Raw genomic sequence first — 22,356 nt, forward strand, 5'->3', positions numbered from 1 at the left:
CTACGCTGAAGCCGCAACGATCTGTCAGCGGAGGGAGCACGACATGGCCAGTCCCGAAGGAGCAGCGGCCCCCGAGGAGCAGCGGCTGGGTCCCGTACTGCGCCGTCACGACCAGGTGCAGCACAGCACCACGGACCAGCGGCTGCTGGATTCCGAGGGCTCCTCCGAGTGGGTGCACACCGATCCGTGGCGGGTGATGCGCATCCAGTCGGAGTTCGTCGAGGGCTTCGGCGCGCTCGCCGAACTCGGCCCCGCGGTCAGCGTCTTCGGCTCCGCGCGCACCTCCCGCGACTCCGCCGAGTACGCGACCGGGGTGAAGCTCGGCCGCGCGCTGGTGGAGGCCGGATTCTCGGTGATCACCGGCGGTGGCCCCGGCGCCATGGAGGCGGCCAACCGGGGCGCGCACGAGGCCGGCGGCACCTCCGTGGGGCTCGGCATCGAGCTGCCCTTCGAGCAGGGCATGAACGAGTACGTGAACCTCGGCGTCGATTTCCGGTACTTCTTCGTCCGGAAGACCTGCTTCGTGAAGTACGCCCGCGGCTTCGTCGTGCTGCCCGGCGGGCTGGGCACCCTGGACGAGCTGTTCGAGGCGCTGACCCTCGTCCAGACCCGGAAGGTGACCCGCTTCCCGATCGTCCTCTTCGGCACCGCCTACTGGAGCGGTCTGGTCGACTGGGTGCGCGAGACGCTGATCGCCGAGGGCAAGGCGTCCCCGCGCGACCTGGAGCTGTTCCACCTCAGCGACGACGTGGAGGAAGCGGTCGCGCTGGTGACGAAGGAAGTCGGGCCGGGCGTGCGGTGACACCGCCCGCGGGGCCGCCGGCGTGCGGCCCCGCCACCGCCCGGCGGCTCAGGCCAGCCCGCGCCGGGCCACCGCCGGCGCCCGGTGCCCGGCGATCGAGGCGACCATGTCCAGCACCTGCCGGGTCTCGGCGACCTCGTGGACGCGGTAGACCTGCGCCCCCAGCCAGGCGGAGACGGCGGTGGTCGCGAGCGTCCCGAGGACACGTTCCTTGACCGGCTTGTCGAGCGTCTCGCCGACGAAGTCCTTGTTGGAGAGGGAGACGAGGACGGGCCAGCCCGTTGCCGTCATCTCGCCGAGCCGCCGGGTCGCCTCCAGGCTGTGCCGGGTGTTCTTCCCGAAGTCGTGCCCCGGGTCGATCATGATGCCGTCGCGCCGGACGCCCAGCTCCACGGCGCGCTCGGCCAGGCCCAGCGTGACGCGCAGGATGTCGGCCATCACATCGTCGTACGCCACCCGGTGCGGCCGGGTCCGCGGCTCGGCGCCCCCGGCGTGGGTGCAGACCAGGCCCGCGCCGTGCCGGGCGGCGACCTCCGCGAGCTTCGGGTCGACGCCGCCCCAGGCGTCGTTGAGGACATCGGCGCCCGCCGCGCAGACCGCCTCGCCGACATCGTGGCGCCAGGTGTCGACGCTGATGACCACGTCCGGGTGACGTCGCCGCACCTCCGCGACGAAGCCGACGGTGCGCCGCGCCTCCTCCTCGGCGGTGACTTCCTCGCCGGGACCGGCCTTGACGCCGCCGATGTCGATGATCGCGGCGCCCTCGGCAACGGCCTGCTCGACGCGGATGAGCGCCGCCTCGTCCTGGAACGTCGCCCCCTGGTCGTAGAAGGAGTCCGGGGTCCGGTTCACGATCGCCATGATCACCGGCTCGTGCGCGTCGAACTCGCGTTTCCCCAGCCGCAGCATTCCCACTCCTTCTCGATGGTCCGCCAGCGACCTTACGTCCTCGCACTGTCACACCCGCATGGCACGATCGGGGCAGGTGCGTCTTCCGGGGAGTTGGTCGTGTTCTGGTTTCTGCTGATCGCCATGGTCGTGGTGGTCGCCGTGGTCACTCTTGTCGTCGTGGGCGGCGAGCGCGGCGGGCTGCGCGACGCCGAGCCGGAGCAGCTGTACGACCCGCTGCCCCAGGAACGCCCGCTGACCCGCGCCGACATCGAGTCCGTACGCTTCGCGGTCACCGTCCGCGGCTACCGCATGAACGACGTCGACGACGCCCTCGACCGCATCGGCGCCGAGCTGGCCGAGCGGGACGCCCGGATCGCCGAGCTGGAGGCCGCGCTGGCCGGCGTCCACGCCGCCTCCATGGGGGCGCCGGGCCTGATCAGGGACGACGCGGGGCCCGCGGACGCCGCACCGACCGGGGCGGCGGCACCGCCCGAGGGTCAGGGCCCCGGCCCTGCGGAGGGGAACGACGGAAGCGGGGAGACGATGCGGACGACGGAGCGGGCCCGGCCGGGCGGCGAGGAGCCGGACGCGCGGGGCGGTGCCGGCGCGGCGCCGGAGTCGGAGGGCCGGTCATGACGGGCGTGGTGAGCGCCCCGGACGGTGTTCCGCGCTGCCCCTGGGGCATGGAGTCCGAGAAGATGGCCGATTACCGGGCCTACCACGACACGGAGTGGGGCCGTCCGGTCCACGGCGACGACGCGCTCTTCGAGCGGATGTGCCTGGAGGCGTTCCAGTCCGGGCTGTCCTGGATCACGATCCTGCGCCGCCGGGAGGCGTTCCGCGCCGCGTTCGCCGGCTTCCGGATCGCCGAGGTCGCGCGGTTCACCGACGCCGACGCCGAGCGGCTCCTCGCCGACCCCGGCATCATCCGCAACCGCGCCAAGATCGCCGCGACCCTCGGCAACGCCCGGCTCGCCGCCGCGCTCGCCCCCGGCGAACTGGACGCCCTGATCTGGTCGTACGCGCCCGAGCGGGCGGGCCGCCCGGTGCCGCGCTCCTTCGCCGACGTCCCGCCGGTGACGCCGGAGTCCACGGCGCTCGCGGGGGACCTCAAGAAACGCGGCTTCCGCTTCGTCGGCCCGACCACCGCCTACGCGCTGATGCAGGCGTGCGGCCTGGTCAACGACCACCTCGCCGGCTGCCACGCCCGGGAGGCGACGGAGCGGGCGGCGGCCGCGGGCTGAGCCCCGGGCCGCCCGCCGCGCCCGCCGCCCGGTCCGGACGGCGGGCGCCCCGGGTCAGCGCCCGAGGTAGACCGGCTTCTCCTTCTTCACGAACGCCTCGACCGCGATGTGGTGGTCCTCGGAGGCGCCGGCCCGCGCCTGGAGCTCCTCCTCCTTGGCGAGCGCCTCGGTTAGGGTGTGGCCGGCGCCGAAGGCCAGCGACTCCTTGAGCGCGGCGTAGGCGACGGTCGGGCCCGCGGCGAGCTTGCGGGCGACGGCCGCCGCCCGGTCCGCCAGCTCCGCGCTGGGCACCACCTCGCTCGCGATGCCCAGCGCGTACGCCTCCTGCGCATCGATGCCGCGCGGGAAGAGCAGCAGGTCGGCGGCGCGGCCCGGCCCGACGACGCGCGGCAGCGTCCAGGACACCCCGGAGTCGGCGGTGAGCGCGACCCCGGCGAAGGAGGTGTTGAAGGACGCCGAGTCGGCGACGACGCGGTGGTCGGCGGCGAGGGCGAAGCCGAAGCCGGCGCCCGCCGCGACGCCGTTGACGCCCGCCACCACCGGCTTCGGCATCCCGGCGATCGCCGTGACGATGGGGTTGTAGTGCTCGCGCACGGTGCTCATCGTGGCGCCGTCGCCGCTCTCCCGGTCCGCGGCGAGCAGCCCGATGTGCTCCTTGAGGTCCTGGCCGACGCAGAACGCGCGCCCGGTGGCGGTCAGCAGGACGGCACGGACGGCGGGGTCGGCCGCCGCGTCCCGCAGCCGGTCCCGGAGCGCCACCTTCGCGTCGATGTTCAGGGCGTTCATCGCATCGGGCCGGTTGAGGGTGATCGTGGCGAGTCCGTCGGTCACGTCGTAGAGCACGCTGTCGGCCATGAGTGGGGTCCCTCCGTCGCGGGTGGCGCCGCCCGTCGGGGGCGGTCAGCGCTCAGGATGCCGGAGATCATCCGGCCCCGGCATGTGACGTACGTCAAAGAATGAGGGTTACCGGGGGTGCGCAGGGCGGCGCAGTATCGCAGGCCACTCACCGAATTGCGGCGGTTTGGGGGAGCGGGTTGCCGAAGGGAAGCTGTCCGATGTTGGTCATCGGGTCGTTCGATGCGGGATAATGGCCTGGAAGCAATGTGTTCGATGCCGGTGACGCGTGCCGAGATGCGGCCGTCGGCCTTCGGCTGAGGATGAGCTGGTTTCAGGAAGGGGAACGAGCATGGCGGCCATGAAGCCGCGGACGGGTGACGGCCCGCTCGAGGTGACCAAGGAGGGGCGGGGCATCGTCATGCGCGTTCCGCTCGAAGGCGGCGGGCGACTCGTCGTCGAGCTGACACCCGACGAAGCAAAGGCCCTGGGTGAGGCCCTGGAGAAGGTCACCGTCTGAGAGGGCGGCCCGAACTGCTGCGGTTCCCCGGGGCGCTGACCCCAGGTACCCCCAGCCGATGATCAAGGCCCCGGCGGGCGCGCCTCGTGCGCTCCCGCCGGGGCCTTTCGTCGTACGGGCGCAGCGGCGTGCGGCCCCCGGCCGGTGCGGTCCGGCTCAGCCGCGTTTGACCGCGCACAGCAGACCGTCGCCGACCGGCAGCAGCGACGGGACGAGCGCGGAGCTGTCCCGGACGGCGCGCAGCAGCTCGCGCAGGCGCAGCACCTCGTCGGGCTGTTCGCCGGAGTCGACGGTGCGGCCGTCGGCGAAGACCCCCGCGAAGCAGACCAGCCCACCGGGGCGCAGCAGCCGCAGCGCCTCGGCGAGATAGTCGGTGAACTCCGCCAGATCGCCGTCGCAGAACACCAGGTCGTAGCCGCCGTCGGCGAGCCGCGGCAGCACGTCCAGCGCCCGGCCCGGGATGAACCGCGCGCGGTTGCCGGCGAAGCCCGCCTCGCGGAACGCCTGCTTGGCGAAGGTCTGCCGCTGCGGTTCGAGGTCGACGGTGGTGAGCACGCCGTCCGGCCGCATGCCGTGCAGGAGGTAGATGCCCGACACGCCCGTGCCGGTGCCGATCTCGGCGATGGCCTTGGCGCCGGCGGTGGCGGCGAGCATCCGCAGGGCGGCTCCGGTGGCGGTCGACACCGTACGGATCCCGGCGTCGCGGGCGCAGGTACGGGACCAGCGCAGGGCGATGTCGGTGGCCTCGTCGATGGTCCCGGCGCCGTACGCCTCGGCGAATGCCAGGCCCGTCTGCCGGTTGCCGGTAATGGCCCTCTCCTGTCCCCGTAGTTGACGCAACGGTGACTGTATCCGCTGTCTGCGGGAACCCGCAGATGGGACCGGGCGTTAACGGGGGACAGGGGGGATGCGCGGGTGAAGACCGACGGAGACGTGAAGCAAGCACAGAAGCAGGACCAAATGCAGGTCAAAACTGCTTATCCGGAGCTAACGGGCGAGGTGGATATGGTAGGGGCTCTACTGGACACCACCAGAGCCACCAGGGGAGGTGCGGCTGCGACGGGTGACCGCCGAGGGCGCAGACGCCTGCGACGGCCGTTCGCCGAGCCGAAATCCGTGACCGACACCGCTGACCGTCTCCGCACCCACCACTCCGCTCCTACCGCGACCTTCGCCGCAGACGCGGATGAGCAGGCGTGGACTCCCCCCAGCTGGGAGGAGATCGTCAGCACCCACAGTGCCCGGGTCTACCGCCTCGCCTACCGCCTCACCGGCAATCAGCACGACGCCGAGGACCTGACCCAGGAGGTCTTCGTCCGGGTCTTCCGTTCGCTGTCGACGTACACGCCGGGCACGTTCGAGGGCTGGCTGCACCGGATCACCACCAACCTCTTCCTGGACATGGTCCGCCGCCGCCAGCGCATCCGCTTCGACGCGCTGGGCGACGACGCCGCCGAGCGGCTGCCCAGCCGCGAGCCGTCGCCGCAGCAGCACTTCAACGACACCCACTTCGACGCCGATGTACAGCAGGCACTGGACACCCTGGCGCCCGAGTTCCGCGCCGCCGTCGTCCTGTGCGACATCGAGGGCCTGTCGTACGAGGAGATCGCCGCGACGCTCGGCGTGAAGCTCGGCACGGTCCGCAGCCGGATCCACCGTGGCCGCTCGCATCTGCGCAAGGCGCTCAAGCACCGCTCCCCGCAGGTGCGCGCCGAGGAGCGCGAGCAGCGTTCGCTGGCCGCGGTGTCCACCGGGGAGGTCGGAATCGCGTGAGCCCCATTGGCGGTGCTTCCCCCGCCGAGCAGCATCTCGGTGACCGCCTCGCAGCCCTGGTCGACGGCGAGTTGGGACATGACGCGCGGGAGCGGGTGCTCGCACACCTGGCGACCTGCGGACGGTGCAAGGCGGAGGCCGACGCCCAGCGTCGGCTCAAGAGCTTCTTCGCGCAGGCCGCGCCACCCGGCCCCTCGGAGGGGCTGTTGGCGCGCTTGCAGGGGCTGCCCGGAGGAGATCCGGACGGCCCCGGCGGCGGCCTGGGCGCCTTCGGCCGCGCCGAGTTCGACCGGGACGGCGGCGGCTTCGGCTATCAGCCCTCCTCCGGTGCGCAGGCCGGCGAGGCCCACGCGCCCCGGCAGCGGGGCTTTCGTATCCATGAGACCGAGCGCCCGGCGCAGCCGCGCCGCCGGTTCGCGTTCGCCGCGGCCGGAGCCGTCTCGCTGGCCGCCCTCGCCCTGGGCGGCACCCTCCCGCTGGAGGCCGCGATCGACCCGCCGGGCCGTCAGGACGGCACCGGCGCCACCGTCGTCCCGCTCAGCGCCACCCCGGTCGCCGGCAGCGATCCGCTCCGCGACGCCGGGCTGCTGACCTCCGGCGGCGTCGCCGGTCCGGTCGCCGCCGCGACGCCCGGCGCCACGGGCCTGTACGGCCCGCCCGTCCCGCCGCCCTCCTCGCCTCCGGCACGGATACCGTCCGGCGGCCGGTTCGGCCCGTTGATAGCCCCGCCCGATCAGGACGGCGGCGGGCGGCCCGCACCCCTGACCCTCGGCACCGCCCGCGCCCCGGGCCCGTACACCCCCGCCACCGGGGAGCTGCGCCCGCTGGTCGGCTCCGCGGCGCCCCCCACCCCCGCCTTCCACCCGCCCGCCGCTGCTCCGCGCTGACCACCGCCTGCGCTCTGTCACAGGAAGCTGGTTGAATCGCTGCGGGGCGGTGCGTGTCGTCGACACGCGCACGGTCCACGAGGTGGCGGTGGCCCGCGTGCGTGCGGGCGAATGGTGGGGAGAGCATGGACGACGGTACGGCCACCGGGCCGAAGCTGAAGTGGTGGAGCCGGCCGGGGCGCACCCCCGACCCGCAGCCCCACCCCGGACCGGGTCCCCAGCACCGGCCGGTGACCACCGCGAGCGGCGGCGCCGCGCCGGAGCCGGCCCCTTCCGCCGCGGACGCGCAGCCCGCGGCGCATCGGGCCCCGCAGCCGGCCGCCCCGGCTCCCGCCGGCCCGCTGCCGACCACCGCGGACGGCCCCCTGCCCGGCGCCCCGGCCCCGGCCGGTGCACAGCCGTTGCCGGTCGCCGATACGGGCCCGCGGGCGGATGCCTCCGGTGCGGTCCCGTCCGGTGCGATCCCCTCCGGCCCGCAGCCCGGGGCTTCCGCGGCCGGTCCCCAGCCGTCCGGCCCGCAGCCCGGCGCACCGTCCGGAGCCCGGCCCGAGGCGTCGATGCCGTCCGGTTCGCAGCCCGCGGAGGTGGCTCCCGCCGATCCGCTGCCCGCGGGCGCGGCTCCCGCCGGCCCGCTGCCGGGCGCTCCTGCCGTACCGCAGCCTGCCGGTGCGGCCTCCTCCGGCCCGCAGCCGGGCGCTTCCGCTGCCGGCCCTCGGCCGGTCGGCCCGCCCGGGGCCCAGCCCCTGCCGGTGGACGAATGGCCGCCGCCGGAGCCGCTGGCGGCCACGCGGGCCTCGATGACGAAGACCGCCGCCGAAGCCCCGGTGCCCGCGGCTGCCCCGGCGCCCGCGGCAACGGGCGCACCCGCAACTCCCGCGGCGACGGAGGCTCCCATGGCCCCGGCGGCGGAGGTGCCCACAGCCTCGGCGACGGAGGCCTCCACTGCTCCCGCGGCTTCGGAGGCCCCGGGTGCTCCCGCCGCGGCGGGAGCACCCGCCGCCCCTCTCCCCGCCGAGGCGCCCGCCGTCGAGCCCGCCTCCCGTGCCACGTTGCAGCTGACGAAGGTCGAGCCCGACGCGGCGTCCGCGGCGGCGGGCGGGGCCCCCGCCGCGTCCGAAGGGCCCCGGCACCCCAAGGACCCCTACGGGACGCCGCCCTACGGTGACCCCGGGCCGTGGGCGCCCGCGCCGCCGGTGCAGCGGCCGGTGACCACCCCGGCGCACGGCACCCACCTGCCGCCCGGCGCGGCGCCCGCCTACGGCACCGCCGCGCCGCCGCTGCCGGGCGCGCTGCCGCCGCAGGCGCCCGCGCCGTACGCCGAGCAGCCGCTGCCCGCCGAGCACCCGCAGCCGTATCCGCAGGGCGGGAACGGCATGGACGGCGGCGGGTTCGTGCCGCGGCCGGGGGACGGCGGGCCGCGGTCCGCCGTGGCGCGGACCGCCGCGCTGCCGGCGGCGGACGCCCCGCTGCCGCCCGAGCGGCCCGTCCCGCACCCCGAGGTCTCCGGCGACCCGGGTCACCCCGTCCCGGCGCACCCGGGCGGCGCCTGGCAGCAGTACGACCCGTGGAGCCCGCCGGGAAGCGGCGGTCCGGCGGCGTCGCAAAAGCGCCGCTCCCGGCGCGGTCCGCTGGTCGTCGGGGCGGTGCTGCTGGCGCTGCTCGCCGGCGGGGTCGGCGGCGCCGTCGGCGTGTACGTCGAACGCCACGGCGGGCCCGGCGACATCATCCTGCCGCAGGCCGACGAGGCGCCCGGGCCCCGCGATCCGCACAGCGTCGCCGGGATCGCGCAGACCGCGCTGCCCGGCGTCGTCACGCTCCACGTCCGGGGCAACGCCGAGCAGGGCACCGGCACCGGCTTCGTCCTCGACCGGCAGGGCCGCATCCTGACCAACAACCACGTCGTGGAGCCCGCCGGGGACGGCGGCGAGATCTCGGTGACGTTCAGCGGCGGGCAGACCGCCAAGGCGCGCGTGGTGGGCCGGGACAGCGGCTACGACCTCGCCGTCGTCCAGGTCGACAACGTCTCCGGGCTGCACCCGCTCACCCTCGGCGACTCCGACGCGGTCCGCGTCGGCGACCCGGTGGTCGCCATCGGCGCACCGTACGACCTCGCCAACACCGTCACCGCCGGGATCATCAGCGCCAAGCAGCGGCCCATCACGGCGGGCGGCGAGAAGGGCGACGGCAGCGATGTGTCCTACGTGGACGCGCTCCAGACGGACGCGCCGATCAACCCGGGCAACTCCGGCGGGCCGCTGGTCGACGGCCGGGCCCGGGTGATCGGGATCAACAGCGCCATCCGCGCGGCCGACGGCTCCAGCCCCGACGGCACGACCCAGGGCGGCAGCATAGGGCTGGGCTTCGCCATACCGATCAACCAGGCCAAGCGGGTCGCCGAGGAGCTGATCAACACCGGCCGGGCCACTCACCCGGTCATCGGCGTCACGCTGGAGATGGAGTACCCGGGCGACGGCGCGCGCGTCAGCGGCGTCGGCACGGACGGCCGCAACCCGGTCACCCCGGGCGGCCCCGGCGCCAAGGCGGGCATCAAGGGCGGCGATGTGATCACCCGGCTGGACGGCGCCCCCGTCCACAGCGGCGACGAGCTGATCGTCAAGATCCGCAGCCACCGGCCGGGCGACGAACTGACGCTCACCGTGCGCCGCGGCGGCAAGGACCGGACCGTCCATCTCACGCTCGGGTCGTCCGGCACCGGCTGACGTTTGCACGGTGTTGGCGCGGGTGACTCCCGTGCGATGCGTGGGGCCAGGTACCGTGAGGGGTGGCCTGGCCCCGGGCCGCCGACCGGCCACGGAAAACCAAGGAGCTGAAGGTGTTCTTCGACATAGGACCCCTGGAGCTGGTGGCCATCGTGATCCTCGGTGTGCTCATCTTCGGGCCGGACAAGCTGCCCAAGGTCATCCAGGACGTGATGGGCTTCATCCGCAAGGTCCGGGCGTTCTCGGACAGTGCCAAGGAGGACATCCGCAGCGAGCTGGGCCCGGAGTTCAAGGACTTCGAGTTCGACGACCTGCGCCCGAAGAACTTCGTCCGCAAGCACGTCCTGGAGAAGGACGAGTACGGGCTGAAGGACCTCCAGGAGATCCGCGACGGCTTCGACCTCAAGAAGGAGATGGCCGACGTCACCGACGCGGTCCGCAGCTACGACGACGCCTCCTCCGGCGGCGGGCGGCTGAACCTCTCCAAGGACGGCGCGGCGTCCGACGGCCGGATCGACCTCACCAAGAAGTCCTCCGGCGGTCTGGCCCCGGGCGAGCGTCCGCCCTTCGACATCGACGCCACCTGAGCCCTGCCCCTCCGCCCGGTCGCGCGCCCGCTCGTCCACCGGGCGGATGTCGCATGCCGTGCGCACGCCCTTGCGCTCTGTCCCGCCCGGTCACTGGCTATGCTCCCGGTGTCCGGGGTGAGGACGCCTGAGGGGGGCGGGCCGCCCACGACACAGGGCAACGAGGAGGCTCCGCGCAGATGGAGACGGTGAGTCGGGCTGCGGCCCAGTCGGATACGGCCGACGCGGGGCGGAAGGTCGACGGCTATCTGCTGGCGGCCTTCCCCTGGTACGGCCTGGACGAGGCGTTCACCGGCCCCCGCTGGCTGATGCGGGTCGGCGCCGCCGCCGACGGCACCGTCGAACACGGTGCGACCGGCCACGGCGAGGAGCCGACGATAAAGACCGAGACGCCCAAGGACGAGCGGTTCGCGGTCGTGGTGACGGTTCCCGGGCGCCCGGTGCGGCGCAGCGGCGACGGCACCGGCGTGCTGGACGCCACCTCCGTCTCGACCGCCGCCTGGCTGGCCGGCTCCGGGCTGCTCGCCCACACCTGGCCGACGACGATGGACCGCGCGCTGCGCCAGGACTGGCTGGACCAGCAGACCGCACTCGCCTGGGAGCTGGCGGACGACCTCGACGGCGAGGGCTGGAGCGAACTGCTGCTGCCGGTCGACGGCACCCCGACGCCGTTCCGCTACCGCGAGTCCGCGTACGGCTGGGTGCTGGCCGGTTCGGCGGGCGGCGAGGGCGGGGTGCACCTCGGCGCGTACGGCCGGGGGATGAGCGCGTACGGCCTCGGCTTCGGGGTGATCGAGGACCTCGCCGCGTACGAGGGCTGAAAGCTGCGCGGAGGGGGCGGACCGGAGACTTCCGGTCCGCCCCCTCCGTGGTGTGGCGGGCGCTCTGCCGCAGGTCAGCGGCTCAGAACTTGTTGCGCGGGGTGATCCCCAGCGACATGCCCTGCAGACCGCGCTGCCGGCCGCCGAGCTTGCCGGCGATGGCGCGGATCGCGGCGCCGGCGGGGGAGTCGGGGTCGCTCAGCACCACCGGCTTGCCCTCGTCGCCGCCCTCGCGCAGCCGGACGTCGATCGGGATGGAGCCGAGCACCGGCACCTGCGCGCCGGTCGTCTTCGTCAGGCCCTCGGCGACCCGCTCGCCGCCGCCGGTGCCGAACACGTCGACCATCTCGTCGCAGTGCGGGCAGGGCAGCCCGGACATGTTCTCGACCACGCCGACGATCTTCTGGTGGGTCTGCACCGCGATCGAACCGGCCCGCTCGGCGACCTCCGCCGCCGCCTGCTGGGGCGTGGTGACGACCAGGATCTCGGCGTTGGGGACGAGCTGCGCGACCGAGATGGCGATGTCGCCGGTGCCGGGCGGCAGGTCGAGGAGGAGGACGTCGAGGTCGCCCCAGTAGACGTCGGCGAGGAACTGCTGGAGGGCGCGGTGCAGCATCGGGCCGCGCCAGACGACCGGGGCGTTGCCGGGCGTGAACATGCCGATCGAGATGACCTTCACGCCGTTCGCCGACGGCGGCATGATCATGTTCTCGACCTGGGTGGGACGGCCGTCGGCGCCCAGCATCCGCGGGACGGAGTGGCCGTAGATGTCGGCGTCCACGACACCGACCTTCAGGCCGTCCGCGGCCATCGCCGCGGCGAGGTTGACCGTCACCGAGGACTTGCCGACGCCGCCCTTGCCGGAGGCGACCGCGTAGACACGGGTCAGCGAACCGGGCTTGGCGAACGGCACCTCGCGCTCGGCGGTCGTGCCGCGCAGCGCCGCCGCCAGCTCCTTGCGCTGCTCGTCGCTCATCACGTCCAGCTCGACGCTGACGCCGGTGACGCCGTCGACGCGGGCGACCGCCTCGCGGACGCCGGAGGTGATCGTCTCGCGCATCGGGCAGCCGGAGACGGTGAGGTAGACGACGACCGCCACCGCGCCGTCCGCCGCGATGTCCACCGATTTGACCATCCCCAGTTCGGTGATGGGGCGGTGGATCTCGGGGTCGTTCACCGTTGCGAGCGCTTCGCGGATCGCGTCCTCGCTCGGCGCGGCGCCTGGGGGCGTGTCGGTAGCCATGCCCCGATATTACGGCGGGGTAGGCGGGTGGCGGAAAGCCCGTTCAGCGGTCGCGTTCGTCACGCTCCGCACCGTCCGGCTGCCGGGTCTCCAGCTCCCTGATCAGCTCCGCCAGCTCGGAGCGGATCCAGTCGCGGGTGGCGACCTCGCCCAGGCCCAGCCGGAGCGCCGCGATCTCCCGCGTCAGGTACTCGGTGTCGGCGATCGACCGCTCGTTGCGCCCGCGGTCCTGCTCGTGGGTGACGCGGTCGCGGTCGTCCTGCCGGTTCTGCGCCAGCAGGATCAGCGGCGCCGCGTAGGACGCCTGGAGGGAGAGCGCCAGGGTCAGGAAGATGAAGGGGTACTGGTCGAACCGGAGAGCGACCGGCACGGTGACGTTCCAGCTGATCCACAGGATGATGATCACCGTCATCCAGACGATGAACCGGCCGGTGCCCAGGAAGCGGGCGATCTTCTCCGACAGCCGCCCGAACGCGTCCGGGTCGTACTCCGGGAACAGCGTGCGGCGCGGCACCCGCGGCTGGTCGAGGCGGACCCGCGGCCGCTCGTTCGCCCCGCGCCGCAGCGCCGACGAACCGTTCGCCCGCGCCCGGACGCCCTCGCGCTCCTCAGGCCCCACGGTCCACCTCCGGCGCCCGCCCGTCGTCCTCGGGCCGCTCCTCGCCGGGCTGCTCCTCGCCGTGCAGCTCGGTCTCCCGCCAGTCGTCCGGCAGCAGATGGTCGAGGACGTCGTCGACGGTGACGGCGCCCAGCAGCGCGCCGCTGTCGTCGACGACCGGCGCGGAGACGAGGTTGTACGTCGCCAGATGGCGGGTCACCTCGGGCAGCGTCGCGTCCGGCGGCAGCGGCGGCAGATCGGTGTCGGCGATCGAGCTGACCAGCGTGAACGGCGGATCGCGCAGCAGCCGCTGGAAGTGCACCACACCGAGGAACTTGCCCGTCGGCGTCTCGTCGGGCGGCCGGCAGACGTAGATCTGGGCGGCGAGCGCGGGGGAGAGGTCCGGATCGCGCACCCGGGCCAGCGCATAGGCGACCGTCGCATCAGGCCGCAGCACGATCGGCTCCGTCGTCATCAGACCGCCCGCGGTGCGCTCCTCGTACGCCATCAGGCGCCGGACGTCCGCGGCGTCCTCCGGGCGCATCAGCGTCAGCAGCCGCTCCTTCTCCTCCTCGGGGAGTTCGGAGAGCAGGTCGGCGGCGTCGTCCGGGTCCATCGCCTCCAGGACGACGGCCCGGCGCTGCTCCTTCAGCTTGCCGAGGATCTCGACCTGGTCGTCCTCGGGCAGCTCCTCCAGGACGTCCGCGAGCCGGTCGTCGTCGAGCGCGGCGGCGACCTCCGCGCGGCGCTTGGCCGACAGATGGTGCAGCACCCCGGCGAGGTCGGCGGGGCGCAGCTGCTCGAAGGTGGCCAGCAGATTCTCCGCGCCCTGCCCGTGCTCCTCCAGCGAGAACCCGGTGACCGCCGACCACTCGACGGTCAGCGCTTCCCCCTTACGGCGCAACGCCCCGCCCTTGCCGCGCCGGACGAAGACCTTGTGGATCTCCCAGTCGCGGCGGGCCGGGAGCTGGGTGATGCCGATGTCGAGGACGGTGACCTCCTCGCCGGTCTCCACCAGCCGCACCCGGCGGTCGAGGAGTTCGCCGAGGACCAGCGTCTCCGAGGCGCGCTGCTCGAAGCGGCGCATGTTGATCACCCCGGTCATGACGACCTGACCGGACTCCACGCCCGTCACGCGGGTCATCGGCAGGAAGACGCGGCGCCGCTGGGCGACCTCGACGACCAGCCCCAGCAGCCGGGGCGGGCGGCCCTCGCGGCCGCCGCTGCCCTTCGTCCGCAACATCGCGACCAGGTCGCGGACGCGTCCGACCTGGTCACCGTTGGGGTCGAAGACGGCGACGCCGGACAGGTGCGAGACGAAGACCCGCGGAGTCACCACCGCCATGCAGCGCGCCTCCGTTCCTTGGGCCGGGGGGATGGGGGACGGGAGCAGGGACAAGGGGATATCGATACAAAGGCGTCAATCCGGGTTCAGGCTAACGCGCCCGGCTCGTCCGCGCCCCGGCGAGCGACCCGTACGGCGACGGATCGCGGCAGCGGCCCGCGAGGCGCCGAACCGCCCCCGCACGACCGGTACGCTGCCGTACTGCTGTCGAGGTCACCCGCTACAGGAGGCAGAGCCGACGTGAGTGCAACCCCCTCGGGACCGGGCCCCCGATCCGTGGCCGTCACCCGTCGCACCGGGCGGGCGGCGCTCTGGGGGGCGGTGTGCGCGGGGCTGGCCGTGGCGCTGGCCGGCTGCGCGGAGGACCCGGACGCCGGGACGAACGGCGTGGGCAAGCTGCCCGCCACGAAGATCGAGGCGAAGGCGCAGGCGGCGGCGAAGACCGCCGGGACGGTCCGCCTCTCCGGCAGCTTCGTCAGCCAGGGCGCCACCTACAAGCTGGACATGCACCTCACCGGCGGCGGCGCCAAGGGCCAACTGACCACCCGCAAGTCGACGTTCGCGCTGCTGCGGGTCGGCGACGATCTCTACCTCAAGGCGGACGCCGCGTTCTGGGCCGGGGAGAAGGCGGGCGGCGGCGGGAACGACGCCTCGGCCGCGGACAAGCTCGGCGGCAAGTACGTCAAGGTGCCCGCCGCCGACCCGGTCTACAAGCGCTTCAGCGGCTTCACCGACAAGGACACGCTGCTGGCGAGCCTGCTCGCGCTGCGCGGCACGCTCGCCACCGGTAACCACGCCACCGTCGGCGGGGTGAAGACCATCCGTATCGCGGGCGGCGCCGGCTCCGGCGGCACCCTCGACGTCTCCCTGGAGGGCACGCCCTACCCGCTGCGCCTGGAGCGCGGCGGCGACGCGGGCACGGTCCGCTTCGACGACTGGGACAAGGGCGTCTCCCTCAAGCCGCCGTCGCAGGACCAGATCGTGGACTACGGCACACAGGTCTCGGCGGCGTCGCAGGGCTGAGGGGCGCGGCGGCCCGGCGCAGGCGCAGCGGCGGCCCGGCGCAGGCAGGCCGCCCGGCCGGGGCCGGAGCATCCGGCGGGGGCGTCCGGCCGGACCGGGCCGCCCCTTCCGCCTCTCTCAGCCCTTGCGCCCCCGGCGCAGCAGCTTGGGCAGCGCCGCCGGCATCGGACGGAGGGTGATCGCGGGGGAGGGCAGCGCCGGTGCGGCGAGGGAGTCGTCCGGCATCTGGCCGGGGCGCTGCGTGGCGTCGCCGACGGGCTCCAGCCGCAGCACCCGGCACTCGGCCGCCCAGCGCTCCGGGATCGACTCCGCGTCCGGCGCGTTGAGCCGCTTGCCCTTCAGCTCGTCGACCGCGGTGCGCCACGCCTCACCGCCCGGCTCGGTCTCCACCACACGAGCCGGCCAGGCCACGAGCCGGCCGCCCTTGTCCTTGCTGCGGACGATGACCGTCGTGATGACGCCGTCGCTCAGCCCCAGATCGGCCAGCGGCTGCTCGCCCGCGCCGTCGCCGACCAGGCACGCCGCGCCGTCCACCCACAGATGCCACAGCGCCCGGGACAGGCCGGTCGTCCCCCGTACCCAGATCAGACCGGACTTCTTCGTGGCCTCTTCGATGAGCGCGCGGTCCTGGAGCGCCTGCGGTGCGGTCGATGTCATGCCCGTCAGCCTAATCGGCCTGATCGGCCCCGGTCCGTTGGGACCGGGCGCCGTCAGAGCCAGCCGTTGCGCTTGAAGCCGCGGTGGATGCCGAAGCAGAGCGCGACCGTCGCCACCAGCACCGCCGGGTAGCCGTACTTCCAGTGCAGCTCCGGCATGTTGTTGAAGTTCATGCCGTAGATCCCGGCGATCATCGTGGGGACGGCGAAGATCGCGGCCCACGAGGTGATCTTGCGCATGTCCTCGTTCTGCGCGACGGCCGCCTGCGCGAGGTTGGCCTGGAGGATGGAGTTGAGCAGGTCGTCGAAGGAGAGGACCTGCTCGTTGACGCGCGCCAGGTGGTCGGCGACGTCGCGGAAGTACTTCTGGATGTCGGAGTCGACCGGCCGCATCGGCCGCTCGCTCAGCAGCTGCAGCGGCCGCAGCAGCGGCGACACCGCGCGCTTGAACTCCAGCACCTCGCGCTTGAGTTGGTAGATCCGCCCGGCGTCGCCGCCCCGCGTCCCGCCCCGGCCGGTGCCCGAGCTGAAGACGTCGATCTCCACCTCGTCGATGTCCTCCTGGACGGCGCCGGCGACCGCGATGTACCCGTCGACGACCTGGTCGGCGATGGCGTGCAGCACCGCCGACGGGCCCTTGGCCAGCAGCTCCGGGTCGTCCTGGAGGCGGTGGCGCAGCGCCCGCAGCGAGCCCTGGCCGCCGTGCCGGACGGTGACGATGAAGTTCCGCCCGGTGAAGCACATCACCTCGCCGGTCTCCACGACCTCGCTGGTCGAGGTCAGCTCGGCGTGCTCGACGTAGTGGACGGTCTTGAAGACGGTGAAGAGGGTGTCGTCGTACCGCTCCAGCTTCGGCCGCTGGTGGGCGTGGACGGCGTCCTCGACCGCGAGCGGGTGCAGCCCGAACTCCGCGGCGATACCGGCGAACTCGGCCTCCGACGGCTCGTGCAGCCCGATCCAGGCGAAGCCCCCCTCGGTCCGGACGGCCGCCATCGCCTCGGCGGGGGTGCACGCCTCCTGCGCCCGGCGGCCCTCGCGGTAGACGGCGCAGTCGACGATGGCGCTGTTCACACAGGCGGGGGCGGACTTCTCGTAGCCGAAGGGGGCGGCATCACGGCGGCGGGAGGGGCGGACGGCGGCGCGCAGGTCACGGATCATCGACATGGCAAGCTCCTTCACGGGCCGGCCGTCAGCGGCGTGCGCGGGGCGTAACGCAACCCGGAACGTGGACGTACGAGGCGACATCGGCCGTACGTCCGCAAAGCGGGCAGCGTTCCGTGCCGGGGCACTGACGGCGCGCGGAGAATTCGAGGAATTCGCTGAGAGATACGGAACAGAGGGGCGAAGGCGCTCTTCCGTCATCTCCGTCCGACGCGAAGGAACTTCACATGTTTCGCCGCTGGGCCGCGGGGTACGGAAGCCTTCGGCGTCAGAAGATTCGCTGCGCGAGAGGGATGACAGGAGAACTATCGGTACTGCACGGTCGACTCGGATCCACCGCAGCCCCACCTCCTCCGGCCGGTCCCCGCTGGGGGACAGCGTCATTCCCTGACCAGATGGCAGGCTATCAGCCGCCCGTGGTGCCGCCGCGCCGCTTTGCCTGTTCGATACGAAGCCGATTCATGCTGTTTTCCGGCGCGCCCGCAGCCGGGTCCGCGGCCGCGCCCCGGGCCGCGCGGCAACGCCGCCGGACCGCCCCTCCGGGCGCCCCGCGGGGCCGCTCTATGCTCGCCCCATGTCTGACGTTCTCGCTCTGGTCGAGGCCCGGCTGCGCACCGCCCTGGGCGAGCCGGACGCCCGCGCCGCCGTCACCTTCCTCGGCACCGACCGCATCGAGGTGCTGCGCTTCGCCGGTGACGGCGTGGTCCGCTACGCGACGCTCGGGATGTCCGCCCACCCGATGACGGACCCCGCCGGCGCCGCACCGGGCCTGGGCGCGCCCCCGTCGGTGGTCTTCGCCGACCCGGTGGCCGGGCCCCGGGCCGAGCTGCTGATCACGCTGCGGCCGGGCCGCGCCGACATCGACAAGGTGCTGCGGCCGCTCGCCGTGCTCGCCGCGTCGCCGCAGGTCGAGGGCGTGGTGGTGGCGCCGGGTGCCTCCTTGGACACCGGCGAACCGCTCTGGCCCGGCGCCGGATTCACCTCCGTCCTGGTCGCCGCGTCCGGCGGCCTCGTCGAGGATCTGGAGCTGGACGCGCCGCTGGACCCGGTGCGCTTCCTGCCGCTGCTGCCGATGACGCCCAACGAGGCGGCCTGGAAGCGGGTGCACGGCGCGGAGGCGCTCCAGGAGCGGTGGCTGGCGCAGGGCACGGATCTGCGGGACCCGCTGCGCGGCGGTGCGGACCTGACGTGAGGCGCGCCGGGGGCCCGGTCCGGGGAGCCGCCGCCGGGGCCGGTGGCCGGCGGGTGGCGGGCTCCCGGACGGCGTCCGGCGGGCCGTGCCCGGGTGTGCGCCGGGCCCCGGTCCGGTGCGTGAAACATTCCGACCGGTCGGGTGATCGTCCTTGACGCGGCCGCGCGGCTGGAGGACCGTGGATCCCTATGAGGGGTGAACCCAGTTGCCCGAAGTGCGGTGGCCGCGTCCGGGCGCCCGGTCTCTTCTCCGACTCCTGGCAGTGCGCCGTGCACGGCACCGTGCAGCCGCTCCAGCCGGTCGTCCCGCCGAGCGTCGAGGCGCTCGGCGTCGTCGTGAACCGCTCGCAGGTCCCGGTGTGGATGCCCTGGCCGCTGCCGGTCGGCTGGCTCTTCACGGGCGTGGCCTGCGCCGGTGACGACCGCAGCGGCGGCCGCGCCACCGCCGTCGCCTGCTCCGGCCCCGGCCCGCTCGGCGGTCCCGGCGAACTCCTGCTGATCGCCGAGGAGCTGGGCGTCGGGCTCGGCGCCCGCTACGCCGGGATCGACGGCCCGGACCCCGGCCCCGGCATGCGCGTCGACACCGCCCCGCACACCAAGATCCTCGCCTCCGGCCGCCCGACCCCGATGTGGCACGTCGAGGGCTCCCCGGCCGACCGCGTGGTCTTCGCCGGGGAGGCCCGCGGGCTCTGGCTGTGGGCGATCGTCTGGCCCGAGCAGTCCGGTCTGCTGATGTACGACGAGATGGTCCTCACCGATCTGCGCGAGGCGGGCGCCGAGATCGATCTGCTGCCGTGCGGGGCGCTCTCCCCGCGGCTGCTGTCCTGAAGGCCCGGACCGGTCCCGGGCATTTTCCCCGAGGCGGCCGGGGTTCTTCCGCGGCCCGGTATCCTTGGCGCGACGCCCTGTGGCGCGCCCGTGGCGCCCGCGCCGGGCGCCGTCCGGTCACCGTCCCGTAGCGCAGGGGGGAGTTCAGCGTCGTGCGCATCGATCTGCACACCCACTCCACCGCGTCCGACGGTACGGACACCCCCGCCGAGCTGGTTGCCAATGCCGCCGCCCGCGGGCTGGACGTCGTCGCGCTGACCGACCACGACACCGTCGCCGGGCACGCCGCGGCGCGCGCCGCGCTGCCCGCGGGGCTGACGCTGGTCACCGGCGCCGAGCTGTCCTGCCGGATCGCGGGCACCGGGCTGCACATGCTCGCCTACCTCTTCGACCCGGAGGAGCCCGCGTTCGCCCGTGAGCGGGCGCTGCTCCGCGACGACCGGGTGCCGCGCGCCCAGGGGATGGTCGCCAAGCTCCGCGAGCTGGGCGTGCCGATCACCTGGGAGCAGGTCGCCGCCATCGCCGGTGACGGCGCCGTGGGGCGGCCGCACGTGGCCACCGCCATGGTCGACCTGGGCGTCGTGCCCACCGTCTCCGACGCGTTCACCGCGCAGTGGCTGGCCAACGACGGCCGCGCGTACGTCGACAAGCACGAGCTGGACCCGTTCGAGGCGCTCCGGCTGATCAAGGGCGCGGGCGGCGTCGCCGTCGTCGCGCACCCCGCCGCCGTCAAGCGCGGCGCCTGTGTGCCCGAGAGCGCCCTCGGCGAGCTGGCCGCGGCCGGTCTCGACGGCATCGAGGTCGATCACATGGACCACGACGCACCGACCCGCGCCCGGCTGCGCTCCCTCGCCGCCGAAGCCGGGCTGCTGACCACCGGGTCCAGTGACTACCACGGCAGCCACAAGACCTGTGAGCTGGGCGAATACACCACCGACCCGGAGATCTACGGCGAGATCGTGCGCCGGGCCACCGGCGCCTTCCCCGTCCCCGGCGCGGGCGGCTGAGCCCCTGCCGCCGGAGTCCGGCGGCTCTTTCTTCCTTCCGGCGCCCGCGTCCGTGCGGTGCGCCCGCGCGCCGCCCTGCCGGTGCGCCGTTCCCCCGCTCCACCTCCACCGCAAGGCCAATCATCACCGTGTTCGACGTCGCTGCCTTCAGTACTCTCTTCGTCACCCTTTTTGTCATCATGGATCCCCCCGGGATCACCCCGATCTTTCTCGGGCTGACCGCGGGACGGCCCGCCAAGGTCCAGCGCCGGATGGCCTGGCAGGCGGCGACCGTCGCGTTCTGCGTCATCGCCGTCTTCGGGCTCTTCGGCCGCCAGATCCTGGGCCGGCTGCACATCAGCACCCCCGCCTTGATGATCGCGGGCGGTCTGCTCCTGCTGCTGGTCGCGCTGAACCTGCTCACCGGCAAGTCCGAGGAGCCCACCCAGACCAAGGACGTCAACGTCGCGCTGGTCCCGCTGGGCATGCCGCTGCTGGCCGGGCCCGGTGCGATCGTGTCGGTGATCCTCGCCGTCCAGCACGCCCACGGCTTCACCGCGCAGCTGTCGGTGTGGAGCGCCATCGTGGCGATCCATGTCGTGCTCTATCTGGCGATGCGGTTCTCGCTGCTGATCATCCGGGTCATCAAGGACGGCGGTGTGGTGCTGGTGACTCGGCTCGCCGGGATGATGCTCTCCGCGCTCGCCGTGCAGCAGATCATCAACGGCGTCACCCAGGTCGTGCAGGGCGCCTGACCGCGTCCGGCCCGAAACGCAGTCGCGCCCCCGTACGGCACTTCCGTACGGGGGCGCATCCGTGCGAACCGCGCGGGGCGGCTTCGGTGTTACCGGGCGGCGACGGTGTCGGCCGGGCGGATGTAGATGCGCTGGCCGATTGCGGCGGCCTGCTGCACGATCCGGTTGACGGAGGCGGCGTCCACGACGGTGCTGTCCACGGCGGTGCCGTCGACATCGTCCAGGCGCATGATCTCGAAGCGCATACGGCTTCCCTTCGTCTGATCCTCCTGCAGGAGAACTGATGGATGGCGAGCGCGGGCGTCGCTGCCCGAGCTTCTACGTGTCCAACGTCCTGGCCCCCTGCAAACATTCCCTACGCTAAGGAAATTTTTCGATGGTCTAAGTATTTGCAGGTGAGGAGGGGATTCCGGGCCCGGTCACCACGCGCCGGACACCGCTTCGTACGGCAGACGATCAGCCCGCGCCGCCACCGGGCGCGCGCCCCGGCGGACGGCTCAGTGCTCGCCCCAGAAGGCGGCCAGCGCGGCGGCCGTCTCCCGGGGGCGCTCCGCGTTGGGGGAGTGCTCCGCGCCCTCGACGACCGTGCGGCGGGCGGCGAGCCGCGCCGCCATCTTGTCGATCAGCGGCACCGGCCAGGCGTAGTCCACCGTGCCGGACACCAGGTGCTTGGGCAGCGGCACCGCGGCCAGCTCGTCGACCCGGTCCGGCTCCTCCAGCATCTGCCGCCCGGTGGCGATCAGCTGCTCCGGAACGGTCGCCAGCCAGCGGCGCCGCAGGAACTCCCCGATCTCCGACGGCGTACCGGCATCCGCCGCCTCCGGCGGATCCATCGCCCGCATCGCCTGCCAGACCGTCGCCATGTCCAGCGAACCGAGCGCATCGATCAGCATCCGGACGCGGGTCTGCTGCGCCGGGTCGATGGCCGCCGGGCCGGAGCTGAGCACCGTCAGCGAGCGGAACGGCGCCGGGTCGGTCAGCACCGCCGCCCGGCTCACCAGCCCGCCGCACGAGTGCCCCAGCAGATGCACCCGGCCGCCCAGCGCCCGGGCCTGCGCCAGCACGTCCTGCGCCAGCGCGCCCTGCCCGTAGGCGGCGAGGTCCCGGGGGCCGGGGGATTCGTACTGGCCGCGGCCGTCCACCGCCACCACCCGGAACCCGGCCGCGGCGAGCGGCGCGAGCAGCGCGATGAAGTCCTCCTTGCTGCCGGTGAACCCGGGGACCAGCAGCGCCGTGCCGAGCGGCGTCCGCCCGGGCCGGGCGTCGTGCACGGCGAACTCCCCGCGCGCGGTGACGAGGCGGTACGCGCTGGCGCACGGGGGCAGCGAAAGTGTCGGCGGCCTGCTCATCCCCCGAGGCTATCCGCCCGCGGCGGGGAGATCGCCGCGCGGCGGCCCGCGGCGGCCCGGCGTTCGCCCGGTGGGCGGGGCCCGGCGGCTCCGGACACGGCGACGGCCCGCCCCCGCCGGGTGGGCGGGAACGGGCCGTCGG

24 protein-coding genes are annotated in these 22,356 nt (G+C 73.9%); 14 read left to right on the forward strand and 10 right to left on the reverse strand.

The genetic code is table 11. The features are described 5' to 3' along the window. The first annotated feature begins 43 nt into the window (after positions 1-43). Complete coding sequence (locus ABT345_RS10515; protein ID WP_345086530.1) at positions 44-802, forward strand: LOG family protein; 759 nt, start codon at positions 44-46, stop codon at positions 800-802. Between the two features lie 48 nt (positions 803-850). On the opposite strand, the gene folP is transcribed toward ABT345_RS10515, so the two are convergent. Beyond that, entirely contained in the window at positions 851-1,711 is an 861-nt protein-coding gene (folP, locus tag ABT345_RS10520; protein ID WP_345086528.1) for a dihydropteroate synthase, read from the reverse strand. A gap of 99 nt (positions 1,712-1,810) precedes the next feature. Here folP and ABT345_RS10525 point away from each other — a divergent pair, with 99 nt between their 5' ends. Both ABT345_RS10525 and ABT345_RS10530 read left to right on the forward strand, forming a co-directional pair. Continuing rightward, positions 1,811-2,329: a DivIVA domain-containing protein gene (locus ABT345_RS10525; RefSeq protein WP_345086526.1), complete on the forward strand. Its 519-nt coding sequence runs from the start codon at positions 1,811-1,813 to the stop codon at positions 2,327-2,329. Next, entirely contained in the window at positions 2,326-2,937 is a 612-nt protein-coding gene (locus ABT345_RS10530) for a DNA-3-methyladenine glycosylase I (RefSeq protein ID WP_345086524.1), read from the forward strand. Before ABT345_RS10525 ends, ABT345_RS10530 begins: the two co-directional genes overlap by 4 nt. A gap of 54 nt (positions 2,938-2,991) precedes the next feature. On the opposite strand, the gene chcB is transcribed toward ABT345_RS10530, so the two are convergent. Next, positions 2,992-3,792: a 2-cyclohexenylcarbonyl CoA isomerase gene (chcB, locus tag ABT345_RS10535; protein ID WP_345086522.1), complete on the reverse strand. Its 801-nt coding sequence runs from the start codon at positions 3,790-3,792 to the stop codon at positions 2,992-2,994. A gap of 331 nt (positions 3,793-4,123) precedes the next feature. Between chcB and ABT345_RS10540 the strand changes: the two genes are divergently transcribed. Next, complete coding sequence (locus tag ABT345_RS10540) at positions 4,124-4,291, forward strand: DUF3117 domain-containing protein (RefSeq protein WP_003985072.1); 168 nt, start codon at positions 4,124-4,126, stop codon at positions 4,289-4,291. A gap of 156 nt (positions 4,292-4,447) precedes the next feature. Here the strand turns inward: ABT345_RS10540 and ABT345_RS10545 are convergent, their stop codons facing one another. Beyond that, positions 4,448-5,131, reverse strand: coding sequence for an O-methyltransferase (locus tag ABT345_RS10545; RefSeq protein WP_345086519.1), 684 nt, complete (start codon positions 5,129-5,131; stop codon positions 4,448-4,450). Between the two features lie 165 nt (positions 5,132-5,296). Between ABT345_RS10545 and sigE the strand changes: the two genes are divergently transcribed. From sigE to ABT345_RS10570, 5 genes are all read left to right on the forward strand, one after another. Continuing rightward, on the forward strand, positions 5,297-6,064 hold the full coding sequence (gene sigE / locus ABT345_RS10550) for an RNA polymerase sigma factor SigE (RefSeq protein ID WP_345086517.1): 768 nt from the start codon (positions 5,297-5,299) through the stop codon (positions 6,062-6,064). Continuing rightward, complete coding sequence (locus ABT345_RS10555; protein ID WP_345086515.1) at positions 6,061-6,951, forward strand: anti-sigma factor family protein; 891 nt, start codon at positions 6,061-6,063, stop codon at positions 6,949-6,951. Before sigE ends, ABT345_RS10555 begins: the two co-directional genes overlap by 4 nt. A gap of 893 nt (positions 6,952-7,844) precedes the next feature. Beyond that, a complete protein-coding gene (locus ABT345_RS10560) occupies positions 7,845-9,671 on the forward strand; it encodes a S1C family serine protease (RefSeq protein WP_345086693.1) in 1,827 nt (608 codons plus the stop codon). A gap of 113 nt (positions 9,672-9,784) precedes the next feature. Next, a complete protein-coding gene (locus tag ABT345_RS10565) occupies positions 9,785-10,258 on the forward strand; it encodes a sec-independent translocase (RefSeq protein ID WP_345086513.1) in 474 nt (157 codons plus the stop codon). Positions 10,259-10,437: 179 nt separating this feature from the next. Then, complete coding sequence (locus ABT345_RS10570; RefSeq protein WP_345086511.1) at positions 10,438-11,079, forward strand: hypothetical protein; 642 nt, start codon at positions 10,438-10,440, stop codon at positions 11,077-11,079. Between the two features lie 82 nt (positions 11,080-11,161). Here the strand turns inward: ABT345_RS10570 and ABT345_RS10575 are convergent, their stop codons facing one another. From ABT345_RS10575 to ABT345_RS10585, 3 genes are read right to left on the reverse strand one after another with little or no spacing between them, the layout of a single operon-like run. Further along, positions 11,162-12,322 (reverse strand): Mrp/NBP35 family ATP-binding protein, encoded by a 1,161-nt coding sequence (locus tag ABT345_RS10575; RefSeq protein WP_345086509.1) that lies wholly within the window; start codon positions 12,320-12,322, stop codon positions 11,162-11,164. 43 nt (positions 12,323-12,365) lie between these two features. Beyond that, positions 12,366-12,941, reverse strand: a complete 576-nt coding sequence (locus ABT345_RS10580; RefSeq protein ID WP_345086507.1) for a DUF1003 domain-containing protein — start codon at positions 12,939-12,941, stop codon at positions 12,366-12,368. Then, positions 12,931-14,265 carry a magnesium transporter MgtE N-terminal domain-containing protein gene (locus ABT345_RS10585; protein WP_345086505.1) on the reverse strand — a complete coding sequence of 445 codons (1,335 nt, stop codon included), beginning with the start codon at positions 14,263-14,265 and terminating at the stop codon, positions 12,931-12,933. The genes ABT345_RS10580 and ABT345_RS10585 overlap by 11 nt, the downstream gene beginning before the upstream one ends. Positions 14,266-14,505: 240 nt before the next feature. On the opposite strand from ABT345_RS10585, the gene ABT345_RS10590 reads away from it, so the two are divergent. After that, positions 14,506-15,288 carry a hypothetical protein gene (locus ABT345_RS10590; RefSeq protein ID WP_345086503.1) on the forward strand — a complete coding sequence of 261 codons (783 nt, stop codon included), beginning with the start codon at positions 14,506-14,508 and terminating at the stop codon, positions 15,286-15,288. A gap of 117 nt (positions 15,289-15,405) precedes the next feature. Here the strand turns inward: ABT345_RS10590 and ABT345_RS10595 are convergent, their stop codons facing one another. Then, entirely contained in the window at positions 15,406-15,945 is a 540-nt protein-coding gene (locus tag ABT345_RS10595) for a hypothetical protein (protein WP_345086501.1), read from the reverse strand. A 53-nt stretch (positions 15,946-15,998) separates the two neighbouring features. Continuing rightward, on the reverse strand, positions 15,999-17,108 hold the full coding sequence (locus ABT345_RS10600; protein WP_345086499.1) for a magnesium and cobalt transport protein CorA: 1,110 nt from the start codon (positions 17,106-17,108) through the stop codon (positions 15,999-16,001). 571 nt (positions 17,109-17,679) lie between these two features. On the opposite strand from ABT345_RS10600, the gene ABT345_RS10605 reads away from it, so the two are divergent. From ABT345_RS10605 to ABT345_RS10620, 4 genes are all read left to right on the forward strand, one after another. Beyond that, a complete protein-coding gene (locus ABT345_RS10605) occupies positions 17,680-18,297 on the forward strand; it encodes a suppressor of fused domain protein (RefSeq protein ID WP_345086497.1) in 618 nt (205 codons plus the stop codon). Positions 18,298-18,485: 188 nt separating this feature from the next. Further along, positions 18,486-19,124 (forward strand): DUF6758 family protein, encoded by a 639-nt coding sequence (locus ABT345_RS10610; protein WP_345086495.1) that lies wholly within the window; start codon positions 18,486-18,488, stop codon positions 19,122-19,124. 152 nt (positions 19,125-19,276) lie between these two features. After that, positions 19,277-20,131, forward strand: a complete 855-nt coding sequence (locus ABT345_RS10615; protein ID WP_345086493.1) for a PHP domain-containing protein — start codon at positions 19,277-19,279, stop codon at positions 20,129-20,131. Positions 20,132-20,259: 128 nt separating this feature from the next. Then, positions 20,260-20,865 carry a MarC family protein gene (locus tag ABT345_RS10620; RefSeq protein ID WP_345086491.1) on the forward strand — a complete coding sequence of 202 codons (606 nt, stop codon included), beginning with the start codon at positions 20,260-20,262 and terminating at the stop codon, positions 20,863-20,865. Positions 20,866-20,954: 89 nt separating this feature from the next. Here the strand turns inward: ABT345_RS10620 and ABT345_RS10625 are convergent, their stop codons facing one another. Continuing rightward, positions 20,955-21,110 carry a DUF8834 family protein gene (locus ABT345_RS10625; RefSeq protein WP_169750032.1) on the reverse strand — a complete coding sequence of 52 codons (156 nt, stop codon included), beginning with the start codon at positions 21,108-21,110 and terminating at the stop codon, positions 20,955-20,957. A gap of 252 nt (positions 21,111-21,362) precedes the next feature. Next, positions 21,363-22,214, reverse strand: coding sequence for an alpha/beta fold hydrolase (locus ABT345_RS10630; RefSeq protein ID WP_345086485.1), 852 nt, complete (start codon positions 22,212-22,214; stop codon positions 21,363-21,365). Between the last annotated feature and the right edge of the window lie 142 nt (positions 22,215-22,356).

The sequence above is a fragment of the Streptomyces sp. NPDC000404 genome (genome assembly GCF_040300365.1).
Classification (GTDB): Bacteria; Actinomycetota; Actinomycetes; order Streptomycetales; family Streptomycetaceae; genus Streptomyces; species Streptomyces ramulosus.